The 12,425-nt window shown below is 68.4% G+C and carries 11 protein-coding genes; 9 read left to right on the top strand and 2 right to left on the bottom strand.

Translation table 11 applies throughout. The features are described from left to right. Positions 1 to 13 precede the first annotated feature (13 nt). The 4 genes from dnaE (at position 14) to H521_RS0112330 (ending at position 6,535) form a co-directional block, all read left to right on the top strand. Entirely contained in the window at positions 14 to 3,547 is a 3,534-nt protein-coding gene (gene dnaE, locus H521_RS0112345; protein ID WP_051159295.1) for a DNA polymerase III subunit alpha, read from the top strand. A gap of 43 nt (positions 3,548 to 3,590) precedes the next feature. After that, positions 3,591 to 4,898, top strand: coding sequence for a histidinol dehydrogenase (gene hisD, locus H521_RS0112340; protein ID WP_022893332.1), 1,308 nt, complete (start codon positions 3,591 to 3,593; stop codon positions 4,896 to 4,898). A 70-nt stretch (positions 4,899 to 4,968) separates the two neighbouring features. Then, on the top strand, positions 4,969 to 5,442 hold the full coding sequence (gene nrdR / locus H521_RS0112335; protein ID WP_022893331.1) for a transcriptional regulator NrdR: 474 nt from the start codon (positions 4,969 to 4,971) through the stop codon (positions 5,440 to 5,442). Between the two features lie 40 nt (positions 5,443 to 5,482). Next, positions 5,483 to 6,535 carry a quinone-dependent dihydroorotate dehydrogenase gene (locus H521_RS0112330; RefSeq protein WP_022893330.1) on the top strand — a complete coding sequence of 351 codons (1,053 nt, stop codon included), beginning with the start codon at positions 5,483 to 5,485 and terminating at the stop codon, positions 6,533 to 6,535. A gap of 61 nt (positions 6,536 to 6,596) precedes the next feature. On the opposite strand, the gene H521_RS0112325 is transcribed toward H521_RS0112330, so the two are convergent. Continuing rightward, positions 6,597 to 7,655: an App1 family protein phosphatidate phosphatase gene (locus H521_RS0112325; protein WP_022893329.1), complete on the bottom strand. Its 1,059-nt coding sequence runs from the start codon at positions 7,653 to 7,655 to the stop codon at positions 6,597 to 6,599. A 109-nt stretch (positions 7,656 to 7,764) separates the two neighbouring features. Here H521_RS0112325 and H521_RS0112320 point away from each other — a divergent pair, with 109 nt between their 5' ends. The 5 genes from H521_RS0112320 (at position 7,765) to H521_RS0112300 (ending at position 11,695) form a co-directional block, all read left to right on the top strand. Continuing rightward, positions 7,765 to 8,427, top strand: coding sequence for a TetR/AcrR family transcriptional regulator (locus H521_RS0112320; protein WP_022893328.1), 663 nt, complete (start codon positions 7,765 to 7,767; stop codon positions 8,425 to 8,427). A 106-nt stretch (positions 8,428 to 8,533) separates the two neighbouring features. Beyond that, on the top strand, positions 8,534 to 9,346 hold the full coding sequence (locus H521_RS0112315; RefSeq protein ID WP_022893327.1) for an ABC transporter ATP-binding protein: 813 nt from the start codon (positions 8,534 to 8,536) through the stop codon (positions 9,344 to 9,346). After that, the gene (locus tag H521_RS0112310; RefSeq protein ID WP_022893326.1) at positions 9,343 to 10,032 is read left to right on the top strand and encodes an ABC transporter permease; all 690 of its coding nucleotides are present in this window, start codon (positions 9,343 to 9,345) and stop codon (positions 10,030 to 10,032) included. Before H521_RS0112315 ends, H521_RS0112310 begins: the two co-directional genes overlap by 4 nt. Beyond that, on the top strand, positions 10,029 to 10,772 hold the full coding sequence (locus tag H521_RS0112305) for an ABC transporter permease (RefSeq protein WP_022893325.1): 744 nt from the start codon (positions 10,029 to 10,031) through the stop codon (positions 10,770 to 10,772). Before H521_RS0112310 ends, H521_RS0112305 begins: the two co-directional genes overlap by 4 nt. After that, positions 10,769 to 11,695, top strand: a complete 927-nt coding sequence (locus tag H521_RS0112300; RefSeq protein WP_022893324.1) for an ABC transporter substrate-binding protein — start codon at positions 10,769 to 10,771, stop codon at positions 11,693 to 11,695. The genes H521_RS0112305 and H521_RS0112300 overlap by 4 nt, the downstream gene beginning before the upstream one ends. Here the strand turns inward: H521_RS0112300 and H521_RS23115 are convergent. Then, complete coding sequence (locus H521_RS23115; RefSeq protein ID WP_022893323.1) at positions 11,692 to 12,420, bottom strand: DedA family protein; 729 nt, start codon at positions 12,418 to 12,420, stop codon at positions 11,692 to 11,694. The two genes, H521_RS0112300 and H521_RS23115, sit on opposite strands and share 4 nt — an antisense overlap. Positions 12,421 to 12,425 lie beyond the last annotated feature (5 nt).

The raw sequence follows: 12,425 nt of genomic DNA, 5'->3' as shown, positions 1-12,425 counted from the left end.
CTCGCCGTACCCGATGAGGAGCCCAGTGGCCACCGATTCCTTCGTCCACCTGCATGTGCACAGCGAGTACTCCATGCTCGACGGTGCGGCCCGGGTGGGGGAGCTCATCCAGGCGGCGAAGGGCGAGGGCATGCCCGCCGTGGCGGTGACCGATCACGGCAACGTCTTCGGCGCCTACGACTTCTGGAAGCAGGCGACCGACGCCGGCATCAAGCCGATCATCGGCACCGAGGCCTACATCACGCCGGGCACCGCGCGCGGCGACAAGACGCGAATCCGCTGGGGTGGCGGTGGCGGCGACGACGTCTCGGGCTCGGGCGCCTACACGCACATGACGCTGCTCTCCGAGACGACCGAGGGCATGCACAACCTCTTCCGGCTCTCGAGCCGCGCCTCGATCGAGGGCTACTACTTCAAGCCCCGCATGGACCGCGAACTGCTCTCGATGTACTCCAAGGGGCTCATCGCGACCACGGGCTGCCCGTCGGGCGAAGTGCAGACCCGGCTCCGGCTCGGGCAGTACGACGAGGCGGTCAAGGCGGCATCCGACTTCCGCGACATCTTCGGCAAAGAGAACTACTTCGCCGAGATCATGGACCACGGGCTCGGCATCGAACGCCGCATCATGGAAGACCTGCACCGGCTCGCGAAAGACCTCGCCCTGCCGCTCGTCGCGACCAACGACCTGCACTACACGCACGCGCACGACGCCAAGAGCCATGCCGCGCTGCTGTGCGTGCAATCGGGCTCGACGCTCGACGACCCCAATCGCTTCAAGTTCGACGCCGACGAGTTCTATTTGAAGACCGCGGCAGAGATGCGGCACGTCTTCCGCGACCATCCAGAGGCGTGCGACAACACGCTGCTGATCGCCGAGCGCTGCGACGTGCAGTTCAACACCAACGCCAACTACATGCCGCGCTTCCCGGTGCCAGAGGGCGAGAGCGAAGAGACCTGGTTCGTCAAAGAGGTCGACCGGGGCCTCGCCGTGCGCTATCCGAACGGCATTCCGGCCGAGGTGCGCAAGCAGGCCGACTACGAGGTCGGCGTCATCCTGCAGATGGGCTTCCCCGGCTACTTCCTCGTCGTCGCCGACTTCATCAACTGGTCGAAGAACAACGGCATCCGCGTCGGCCCTGGTCGTGGCTCCGGTGCCGGCTCGATGGCCGCCTACGCGATGCGCATCACCGACCTCGACCCGCTGCAGCACGGCCTCATCTTCGAGCGCTTCCTCAACCCCGACCGCGTCTCGATGCCCGACTTCGACGTCGACTTCGACGAGCGTCGCCGCGGCGAGGTCATCAGGTACGTCACCGAGAAGTACGGCGACGAGCGCGTCGCCCAGATCGTGACCTACGGCACGATCAAGGCGAAGCAGGCGCTCAAAGACGCGGGCCGCGTGCTCGGTTTCCCGTTCTCGATGGGGGAGAAGCTCACGAAGGCGATGCCGCCCGCCGTCATGGGCAAAGACATCCCGCTCACCGGCATCTTCGACACGAAGCATCCGCGGTACAAAGAGGCCTCCGACATCCGGGCCATCGTCGAGACCGACCCCGAGGCGAAGACCGTCTTCGAGACCGCACTCGGCCTCGAGAACCTCAAGCGCCAATGGGGCGTGCACGCGGCCGGCGTGATCATGTCGAGCGACCCGCTCGTCGACATCATCCCGATCATGAAGCGCGAGCAAGACGGCCAGATCGTCACGCAGTTCGACTACCCGGCGTGCGAGTCGCTCGGCCTGATCAAGATGGACTTCCTCGGGCTGCGCAACCTCACCATCATCGACGACGCGCTCGACAACATCGAGGCGAACCGCGGCCATCGCCCGGTGCTCGAAGACCTGGCCCTCGACGACCAGGGCGCCTACGACCTGCTCGCGAGGGGCGACACGCTCGGGGTGTTCCAGCTCGACGGCGGGCCGATGCGGTCGCTCCTGCGCCAGATGAAGCCCGACAACTTCGAAGACATCTCGGCCGTCATCGCGCTGTACCGACCGGGGCCGATGGGCGCGAACTCGCACATCAACTACGCCCTGCGTAAGAACGGTCTGCAGGAGATCACCCCGATCCACCCTGAGTTCGAGGAGTCGCTCCGCGAGATCCTCGACACGAGCTACGGCCTGATCATCTATCAGGAGCAGGTCATGGCGATCGCGCAGAAGGTCGCCGGGTTCTCACTCGGCCAGGCCGACATCCTTCGTCGCGCGATGGGCAAGAAGAAGAAGTCGGAGCTCGACAAGCAGTACGAGGGCTTCTCGGGGGGCATGAAGGCGAACGGCTATTCGGAGGCCGCGATCCAGAAGCTCTGGGAGATCCTGCTTCCCTTCTCCGACTACGCGTTCAACAAGGCCCACTCGGCCGCGTACGGCGTGCTGAGCTACTGGACCGCCTACCTCAAGGCGCACTACCCGGCCGAGTACATGGCGGCACTGCTCACGAGCGTCGGCGATGCGCGAGACAAGCTCGCGCTCTATCTCAACGAATGCCGCCGCATGGGCATCAAGGTGCTGCCGCCCGACGTGAACGAGTCGATCGGCTACTTCGCCGCCGTCGGCGAAGACATCCGATTCGGACTCGGCGCGGTGCGCAACGTCGGGTCGAACGTGGTCGACGCGATCCGGGGCGCACGCGAGGCGAAGGGCAGGTTCGAGTCGTTCCACGACTTCCTGAAGAAGTCGCCGCTGCCGGTGGCGAACAAGCGCACGGTCGAGTCCCTCGCGAAGGCGGGCGCGTTCGACTCCCTGGGGCACACGCGTCGCTCGCTCGTCGAGATCCATGAGAGCGCAGTCGAGTCGGTCGTGAAGGAGAAGCGGGCCGAGGAGGTCGGCGACTTCGGCTTCGACTTCGACAGTCTCTTCGACGACGACGAGCGGGATGCCGCGCCGTCGCTCGTGCCCGCGCGTCCGGAATGGCCGAAGAAGCAGAAGTTGGCCTTCGAGCGCGACATGCTGGGGCTGTACGTCTCCGATCACCCGCTCGCCGGACTCGAGGCCCCGCTCGCGAAGCACGCATCGACGTCGATCCTCGACCTCACCACGTCGGATTCGACGCAGGATGCCGACACCGTCACCGTCGCGGGTCTCGTCACGAGCGTGCAGCACCGCATCGCGAAATCCTCGGGCAACCAGTACGGCATGATCACGGTCGAGGACTTCTCGGGCGAGATCACGGTGATGTTCATGGGCAAGGCCTACCAGGAGTTCGCGCCCGGACTGCAGGCCGATTCGATCGTGGTCGTGCGTGGGCGCGTCAGCATGCGCGACGACGGCATGAACCTGCACGCCTACAGCGTGCTCACGCCTGAGATCGGCCAAGACGAGGAGTCAGGCATCGTGAAGATCACGCTGCCCGACCAGCGGGCGACGCAAGAGACGACCGAGGCGCTCCGCGAGGTGCTCGAACGTCATCGCGGGGAGACCGAGGTGCGCATGGTGCTGACGAAGGGGCGCGTCGGTCGCGTCTTCGAGATCGGGCAGTACCCGGTCAAGGTGACGGCCGACCTCTACGGTGAGCTCAAGAGCCTGCTGGGCCCCAACTGCCTCGTCTGACCCGGGCGAGCACACCGCGACGCGTCGATAGGCTGGATGCATCATGCTGCGCACCATCGATCTCCGTGGAACCCGCCCGACGCCGGCCTGCCTGCTCGCCCTCGTGCCGCGCTCGGCGACCGACGTCTCGGCCGCGCTCGACACCGTTCGGGCGATCATCGACGAGGTTCGCCAGCACGGCGAGACGGCGCTGCTCGACCAGGCCGAGCGATTCGACGGCGTTCGACCGGCCGCCGTGCGCGTGCCTGCGGACGAGCTCGCCGACGCACTCGAGGCGCTCGCGCCAGAGGTGCGGGCCGCGGCGCTGCAGACCATCGAACGCGTGCGTGCCGCGAGCACGGCCCAGGTGCCAGAGCCGCGGGTGACCCGGCTCGGCAGTGGGGCGGTGGTCGAACAGCGCTGGCAGCCCGTCACGCGCGTCGGCCTGTACGTGCCGGGCGGCAAGGCGGTCTATCCGTCGAGCGTCATCATGAACGTCGTTCCGGCGCAGGTCGCCGGCGTGCGGTCGATCGCACTGGCCTCACCTGCGCAAGCGGCGTTCGGCGGGCGCATCCACCCGACGATCGCGGCGATCGCCGCGCTGCTCGGCATCGACGAGGTCTACGCGATGGGTGGCGCGGGCGCGATCGGCGCCTTCGCGTACGGCGTCGAGGGCATCGGCCTCGAGCCGGTGCAACGCGTCACCGGGCCCGGCAACGTCTTCGTCGCCGCGGCGAAGCGGGTCGTGCAGGGCGTCACCGGCATCGACGCCGAGGCCGGGCCGACCGACATCCTCGTCATCGCCGACGACGGCGCCGACGCCGACTTCGTGGCGGCCGACCTCGTGAGCCAGGCCGAGCACGACGAGCTCGCGGCATCCGTGCTCGTCACCGACTCGGCCGAGCTCGCGGCCGAGGTCGCCCGACGCCTCGAAGTCAGGGTGGCGGCCACCAAGCACAGCGAACGCGTGCGCCAGGCGATCGAGGGCGCTCAGTCGGCGGTCGTGCTGGTCGACGACCTCGAGCAGGCCGCCGACTTCGCGAACGCCTTCGGGCCCGAGCACCTCGAGATCCAGGTGCGCGACGCCGATGCCACCCTCGCCCGCATCGAGAACGCCGGCGCGATCTTCATGGGAGCGTACTCGCCCGTGAGTCTCGGCGACTACGCCGCCGGCTCCAACCACGTGTTGCCGACCGGCGGGCAGGCGCGATACGCCTCAGGACTCTCTGCGGCGACCTTCCTGCGGCCGCAGCAGGTGGTGCGGTACGACGAGCAGGCGCTGCGCGAGGTCGCGCCCGTGATCGCCGCGCTCTCGGCCGAAGAAGACCTGCCGGCGCACGGCGAGGCGGTCACCGCCCGATTCGAGGCATGAGCCCGGCGCCATCCTGAGCGCCCTGCGCCCCACCATCGCCCTCGACGACCGCCGCTAGGCTGGGAGCACCATGTACTGTCCGTTCTGCCGACACCCCGACTCCCGAGTCATCGACTCACGTACGAGCGATGACGGACTCTCGATCCGACGTCGTCGCCAGTGCCCCGAGTGCGGGCGCAGGTTCTCCACGACCGAGACCGCGAGCCTCGTGGTCATCAAGCGGTCGGGCGTGATCGAGCCGTTCAGCCGTGAGAAGGTCGTGCTGGGCGTGAAGAAGGCGTGCCAGGGGCGGCCGGTGACGGATTCCGACCTCGCGGTGCTCGCGCAGAAGGTCGAGGAGACCATTCGTTCGACCGGTGCGTCGCAGATCGAGGCCAACGACATCGGCCTCGCCATCCTGCCGCCGTTGCGCGAGCTCGACGAGGTGGCGTACCTGCGATTCGCGAGCGTCTACCAGGCCTTCGACTCGCTCGACGACTTCGAGTCGGCGATCGAACAGCTCCGTGAAGAGCACGGCCGCCTGCCCGCCCGACCCGTGGAGTGATGTCGGTCGGCGCGCGACGACTCCGGTAGCCTGAGGCGCGATGTATCGACTTCTCTTCTCCGCCGTCCTGTCTCACCTGGACCCCGAAGACGCCCACCATCTCGCCTTCCGGGTGATTCGCGCCCTGCCGACGCTCGGGGTGGGCAAGCTCGTCGAACGATTCACCGCGCCCGATGCAGCGCTCGCGGTCGAAGCCCTCGGGCTCCGCTTCCCATCGCCGTTCGGCGTCGCTGCAGGCTTCGACAAAGACGGCTACGCCGTGCGAGGCCTCGGCCAGCTGGGGTTCGGCCATGTCGAGGTCGGCACGATCACGGCGGTCGCGCAGCCGGGAAACCCGCGCCCGAGGCTCTTCCGCCTCGTGAGCGACCGTGCGCTCGTGAACCGCATGGGCTTCAACAACGGCGGTGCGGATGCCGCAGCCGGTCGTCTCTCGCGGCTCGCACGCCGTCGCGACCGCCCGGTGCTGGGAGTCAACATCGGCAAGAGCCGGGTCACCGCGGTCGAAGACGCCGTCGCCGACTACGTGCGCAGCGCGCGGGTGCTCGCCCCCTTCGCCGACTACCTCGTGGTCAACGTCAGCTCGCCGAACACGCCAGGCCTGCGAGGCCTGCAGGAGATCGACTCGCTCGCACCGCTGCTCGAATCGGTTCGCGCCGCCTCCGGCGAGACGCCGCTGCTCGTGAAGATCGCGCCCGACCTCGCCGACGCCGAGATCGTGCGCATCTGCGAGCTCGTGCAGCGCCTCGGCCTCGACGGCATCATCGCCACGAACACGACGATCTCACGCGAGGGGCTTCGTGCCGCGCCATCCGTCGTCGAGGCGATCGGTGCCGGCGGCCTCTCGGGGGCGCCGCTCGCAGCACGTTCGCTCGAGGTGCTGCGCCTGATCCGCGCGCAGGTGCCGGCCGAGCTGTGCGTCGTGTCGGTCGGCGGGGTCGAGACCGCCGCCGACGTGCAAGACCGGCTCGACGCCGGGGCCACGCTCGTGCAGGGGTACTCCGCGTTCATCTACCGGGGCCCGCTGTGGGCGAGGCAGGTCAATCGGGGGCTCGCGCGGTTCGCCCGCAGTCGTCGCACCGCAATCGCCGCCTGACCGACTCCGAGCCGAGCCGCTCGGCGCGGTCGCGCGCGCGGTCGTCGCGGGGCGCAGTAGCTCAGAGCACGCCGACGTCGGCGAGCTGGTCGGCGATCGCCGAACCATCGCTCGCCGAGACCCAGGGCACGCCTGCAGCGTGCTGCTCGCCCTTCGTGCGCCCGCCGGCGAGCACCGCCTCGCCCTTGGAGAGACGACGGATCGCGATCGCCGTCACGCGGCCGGGGTGATCGGTGGCGAAACGCTCGTAGAGTTCTTCGTCGTGCTGGCCGTCGTCGCCGATCAGCAGCCAACGCATGTCGGGGAACTCCTCGGCGAGGCGTCGGAGATTGTCTTCCTTGTGCTCGCGTCCGCTTCGGAACCAGCGATCGTGCGTCGGTCCCCAGTCGGTGAGCAGCAGGGGGCCTGCTGGATAGAGATTGCGCGAGAGGAACCTCGTGAGCGTCGGTGCGACGTTCCATGCCCCCGTCGAGAGGTAGATCACCGGCGAGCCCGGGTGCGACCTGACGAGGCGTTCGAAGAGCACCGCCATGCCCGGAGTCGGGATGCGCGCGTGCTCGTCGAGCACGAAGGTGTTCCAGAACGCCACGAAGGGGCGGGGGAGCGCCGTGACCATCACCGTGTCGTCGACGTCGGAGATGATGCCGAAGTCGACGTCTGGGCCGACGATCCAGATGGGTGCCTCGACCGGCTCCGACCCCTCTGCGGTGAGGGTGACGCGGTGCCAGCCGGGTTCGAGCGAGACCGGCACCTTCGTGTCGACGACCCCGCCGCGGTCGGCGAGCACCTCGATGCGCTGGCCGCCGACCTCGATGGTCACGGCGACGTCGCCGACCGGCACGCTCGTGAAGCTGCGCCAGCCGCGGATGCCCTGCTCGCCCCGTCGGCGACGTCGCTTCGAGCGTTCGTCGGGATCGACGGGTCGGCTGAGCAGCACTCGGCAGAGCACGCGCACCCAGGCGGTCGATCCATAGCCGGTGTATGGCACCACGGTGGGCACCTGACCGCGCCGACGCGCCCAACGCTCGCGGATGTCGTGGATCCGGTCTTCGAGGCGCGCAGCACGATGCCGGACCTGGCGCTCTCGTTGTCCGGCCGGTAGGGGGGAGCTCGCCGGCATCCACTCAGTCTGTCATGCGCCGGTGTCGAGCCGCGAAACGGAGGGTGCACGAGTGGTCTGAGGCGGGGTGCCGCTCCGGGTAGAGTAGACGCGCTACTGAGGAGGTTCCGTGCCGAATGTCGACCTGATCCTGGGGGCCGATCCGAGCCGGAGACGGTCGATCCGCACCGAGCCGACGCAGCGACGCAGCACGCAGCGGCTCGACGCGTTGCTCGATGCCGCGGCCGAGATCGTCGACGAGTCCGGATTCGAACGCCTGACGACGCAGATGGTCGCCGAGCGCGCCGGTGCATCCATCGGCACCGTCTACCGGTACTTCCCCGACCGCGTCGCGGTGCTGCATGCCCTTCGAGAGCGCTCCGTGCGCCGGTACCGCGAACGCGTCGCCGACGACATGGAGCGCGCCGACCTCGCCACCTGGTGGCACGTCGTCGACGTCGCGCTCGATGCCTGCGCGACGATGTACCGCGACGAGCCAGGCTTCAGCGTCGTGCACGCCGCACGCCGCGAGACGGCCGAGGGCGACATCGAGCCCGAGTTCGCCCACCGCATGGCGCGGCTCATCGAGGCCGAGTTCGGCGGCACCGCCGATGAGGCCGAGCTCCGATTCCGGCTGGGCATCTCGATCGAGCTCGGCGATGCGCTGATCAGCCGTGCCTTCGAACGCGATGCCGCCGGCGACGACCGGTACCTCGCCGAGGCGAAGCGACTCGTTCGCGATTACCTGACCGAGCATCTGGGCGAAGCCGCCGCCTCCAGCAACGCCGCCTGAACGCGCGCCAGCGGCGACGCGCCGCACCGTGCTCGTTGCCTCGGCACGCGATTGGTGTTTGGCTGGACGTCGGGTTCGGCGACCGCCGGGCATGGAATGAGGCAGCATGATCGAGTTCCGAAGCGTCACGAAGCAGTTCCCCGACGGCACCGTGGCCGTCGCGGGCGTCGACATCGTCATTCCTCCCCGCAAGACCACGGTGTTCGTCGGGTCGTCGGGTTCGGGCAAGACGACGTTGCTGCGCATGATCAACCGCATGGTCGATCCCACGTCGGGCCAGGTGCTCATCGACGGCACGGATGTCGCGACCCGCGAGCCCGTGGCGCTCCGCCGCAGCATCGGCTACGTCATGCAGAACTCGGGGCTACTGCCGCATCGCAAGGTCATCGACAACGTCGCGACCGTGCCGATGCTGCGCGGCCAGAAGAGGCGCGACGCGCACGCGCACGCGCTCGAGCTGCTCGACACGGTCGGGCTCGACCGATCGCTCGCCGACAAGTACCCGAGCCAGCTCTCGGGCGGTCAGCAGCAGCGAGTCGGGGTGGCACGTGGGCTCGCCGTGGACCCCAACATCCTGCTCATGGACGAGCCGTTCGGCGCCGTCGACCCGATCGTGCGGGCAGAGCTCCAGCAGGAGCTCCTGCGTCTGCAGGGCGATCTCGGCAAGACCGTGGTCTTCGTCACGCACGACATCGACGAGGCGTTCCTCCTCGGCGACCAGGTCGTCATCATGCAGCAGGGCGGCCAGATCTCGCAGGCGGCGTCGCCCGCCGAGATCCTCGCGAATCCGGCCGACGACTTCGTCGCGAACTTCGTTGGCGCCGACCGCGGCAAACGCGCCCTGCATGTCACCGAGCTCGGCGGACGACGGCTCGTGGTCGACGCCGACGGCCGCCCGGCTGGAGTGCTCGCCTCGTGAACTGGCTCTGGTCGAACCTCGACCTGGTCGGCGAGCTGATGCTCACCCATCTCGCGTTGTCGGTGCCCGCGATCATACTGAGCTTCGTGATCTCCGTTCCGATCGGCTGGCTCGCGCACCGCTACCGATGGTCGCGTGGCGTGCTGCTCGGGCTCTGCGCGCTGCTCTACGCGATCCCGTCGCTCGCGCTCTTCATCGCGCTGCCGCCGATCACCGGCCTGCCGCTCCGGTCACCGCTCAACCTCGTGATCGCCCTGACGCTCTACGGCATCGCCGTCATCGTGCGCACCTCGGCCGACGCCTTCGACGCCGTCGAGCGCGACATCCGCCAGTCGGCCACTGCGGTCGGATACTCGGCCGTCGGCCGTTTCTGGGGAGTCGAACTGCCTCTCGCCGGCCCCGTGCTGTTGTCGGGACTGCGCGTCGTGATCGTGAGCACGGTCAGCCTCGCGACCGTCGGTGCGGTCATCGGCGTGCCCAGCCTCGGCACGCTCTTCACCAACGGCTTCCAGCGCAACATCCAGGCCGAGATCATCACGGGCATCGTCGCCACCATGGTGCTCGCCCTCGTGCTCGACTGGCTGTGCGTCATGGCGGGCCGGTTGCTCATGCCCTGGTCGCGACCGAACACCGCGACAGCGAGAGCCGTGTCGACCACGCTCGTGAAGCAGGCGGACGCCGCATGAACCTCTTCATCGACGGCATCGCATGGATCCTCGATCCCGCCAATTGGAGCGGCACCGGCAGCATCCCGCAGCGCCTCTGGGAGCACATCTGGATCTCGGCCGTCGTGCTCCTGCTGGCCTCGGCGATCGCGCTCCCGACGGGGGCGCTCGTCGGCCACACGGGCAAGGGACGCGAGTTCTCCGTGATGGTGTCGGGCGGTCTGCGCGCGCTGCCGACACTCGGCGTGCTGACGCTCTTCGGTCTCTGGCTCGGCATCGGTCTCGGCGCCCCCATCATCGCCCTCGTCATCCTCGCGATTCCGCCGCTCCTCGCAGGTGCCTACGCAGGCTTCGAATCGGTCGACCGCCGCACGATAGACGCGGCACGGGCGATGGGAATGCGCGAGCTGCAGCTCGTCGGCCGAGTCGAGGTTCCCCTCGGCCTCCCGATCATCGTCGGCGGCATCCGCTCGGCGACACTGCAGATCATCGCGACCGCGACCCTCGCCGCCTACATCGCCGACGACGGCCTCGGGCGATTCATCTTCGCCGGGCTGAAAACGCGCAACTACGACGAGATGCTCGGCGGCTCGATCCTCGTCATCCTGCTCGCCCTCATCGTCGACGGCATCTTCGCCATCACCCAGCGTCTCGTCGTGCCCGCCGGTGTGCGCGCGACCCGCACCAGAGAGCTCCGCTCGCGGCCGGCCCGGCCCCGAGCGGTCGTGGGGCAACCCATCACCGAAGGGAATCGAGAATGAACACAGCAGGAAAAGGCCGGCTGGCTGCCCTGGCAGCGGTCGCGGTCGGGGCGACAGTGGCCCTGGCAGGGTGCGCGTCGGGCGATCCGCTGGACAGCGGATCCGGTGACGGCGGCGGAACGTCGGAGACCATCGTCGTCGGCTCGCAGGACTACTACTCCAACGAGATCATCGCCGAGATCTACGCCCAGGCACTCGAAGACCAGGGCTTCACGGTCGATCGGCAGTTCCTCATCGGGCAGCGCGAGGTCTACATCCCCGAGATCGAGGGCGGTGAGATCGACGTCTTCCCCGAGTACACGGGCAATCTGCTGCAGTACTACGTGCCCGACACCGAGGCCACCACGAGCGACGACGTCTACGCCGAGCTCGAGACCTCGTTGCCCGAGGGCCTTCGGGTGCTCGACCAGGCGCCCGCCACCGATCAGGACTCGTACAACGTGACGAAGGAGTTCTCCGAGGCGAACGGTGTCACGAGCCTCGCCGACCTCGCGAAGGTCACGACTCCGCTCACCCTCGGCGGCAACTCCGAGCTCGAGACGCGCCCGTACGGTCCCGCGGGGCTGAAAGAGGTCTACGGCGTCGACGTGGCCTTCACGCCGATCGAAGACAGCGGCGGCCCGCTGACCCTCAAGGCGCTCGTCGACGACCAGGTGCAGCTCGTGAACATCTACAGCGCCAACCCCGAGATCGCGGCGAACGAGCTGGTGACCCTCGAAGACCCCGAAGGGCTCTTCCTGGCCTCGAACGTCGTGCCGGTCGTGAGCGAGAAGGTGACCGACGAGATCGCCGACGTCATCAACACCGTGAGTGCAGCGCTGACGGCCGAAGACCTCGTCGCGCTCAACGCCCTGAGCGTCAACGAGCAGCAGTCGGCCGATCAGATCGCGAAGGACTGGCTCGCCGAGAAGGCGCTCTTCTAGGCCTTCGGGCTCCTCGGCTCCACGTCGAGGTTCGACGGGTCGGATGCTGCGGCATCCGGCCCGTCGTCATGTGCGGCTGCCGGCGCAACCGGTGCCATGTGCTTGGCCTCCGACCGCACGAGCAGCTTCTTCACGCCCCAGGCCGCGAGCAGGAACACGGCGATCACGCCGACGAAGACGTAGCCCGCCCAGTGCAGCTCTCGGCTGAGCTCGCGGTAACTGCCTGCTGCGAGCCACCCGACCGTGACGTAGGCGAAGGCCCAGATCACGCACGCCGGCACCGTCCAGGCGATGAAGCGTCGGTAGCGCATGGTGCTCATGCCGACCGTCAGCGGGATGAGTGAGTGCAGCACGGGCAGGAAGCGGGAGATGAACACGGCAGGGCCGCCGCGGCGCTCGAGATAGCGCTGCGCACGATCCCAGTTCTCGTCGCCGATCTTGCGGCCGACCCACGATGCGTGGATATGTGGCCCGAACCAGCGGCCGAGTGCGAAACCGATGCTCTCGCCGATCAACGCGCCGACGATGACGGTGATCGTGAGGGCGAAGTACTCGCCGAGACCGTCGACCGCGGTGGAGGCGACGATCACCACGGTGTCGCCGGGAACGACGAGCCCGATGAGCACCGACGTTTCGAGCAGTATGCCGAGGCCGGCGAGCAGGGTTCGGGCGATGGGGTCGACATCCTGCACGGTGTCGAGGATCCAATCGAGGATCTCGTTCATCGTTC

Origin of the sequence: Agromyces subbeticus DSM 16689 (assembly GCF_000421565.1) — a bacterium.
In the GTDB taxonomy this organism is placed as follows: domain Bacteria; phylum Actinomycetota; class Actinomycetes; order Actinomycetales; family Microbacteriaceae; genus Agromyces; species Agromyces subbeticus.
This window is presented reverse-complemented; position numbering and strand designations above follow the sequence as displayed.

Excerpts from the sequence above, each read along its gene's own strand:
- dnaE (WP_051159295.1), top strand. The coding sequence starts at position 14 with ATGAGGAGCCCAGTGGCCACCGATTCCTTCGTCCACCTGCATGTGCAC.
- hisD (WP_022893332.1), top strand. The coding sequence starts at position 3,591 with ATGCTGCGCACCATCGATCTCCGTGGAACCCGCCCGACGCCGGCCTGC.
- nrdR (WP_022893331.1), top strand. The coding sequence starts at position 4,969 with ATGTACTGTCCGTTCTGCCGACACCCCGACTCCCGAGTCATCGACTCA.
- H521_RS0112330 (WP_022893330.1), top strand. The coding sequence starts at position 5,483 with ATGTATCGACTTCTCTTCTCCGCCGTCCTGTCTCACCTGGACCCCGAA.
- H521_RS0112325 (WP_022893329.1), bottom strand. The coding sequence starts at position 7,655 with ATGCCGGCGAGCTCCCCCCTACCGGCCGGACAACGAGAGCGCCAGGTC.
- H521_RS0112315 (WP_022893327.1), top strand. The coding sequence starts at position 8,534 with ATGATCGAGTTCCGAAGCGTCACGAAGCAGTTCCCCGACGGCACCGTG.
- H521_RS0112305 (WP_022893325.1), top strand. The coding sequence starts at position 10,029 with ATGAACCTCTTCATCGACGGCATCGCATGGATCCTCGATCCCGCCAAT.
- H521_RS0112300 (WP_022893324.1), top strand. The coding sequence starts at position 10,769 with ATGAACACAGCAGGAAAAGGCCGGCTGGCTGCCCTGGCAGCGGTCGCG.
- H521_RS23115 (WP_022893323.1), bottom strand. The coding sequence starts at position 12,420 with ATGAACGAGATCCTCGATTGGATCCTCGACACCGTGCAGGATGTCGAC.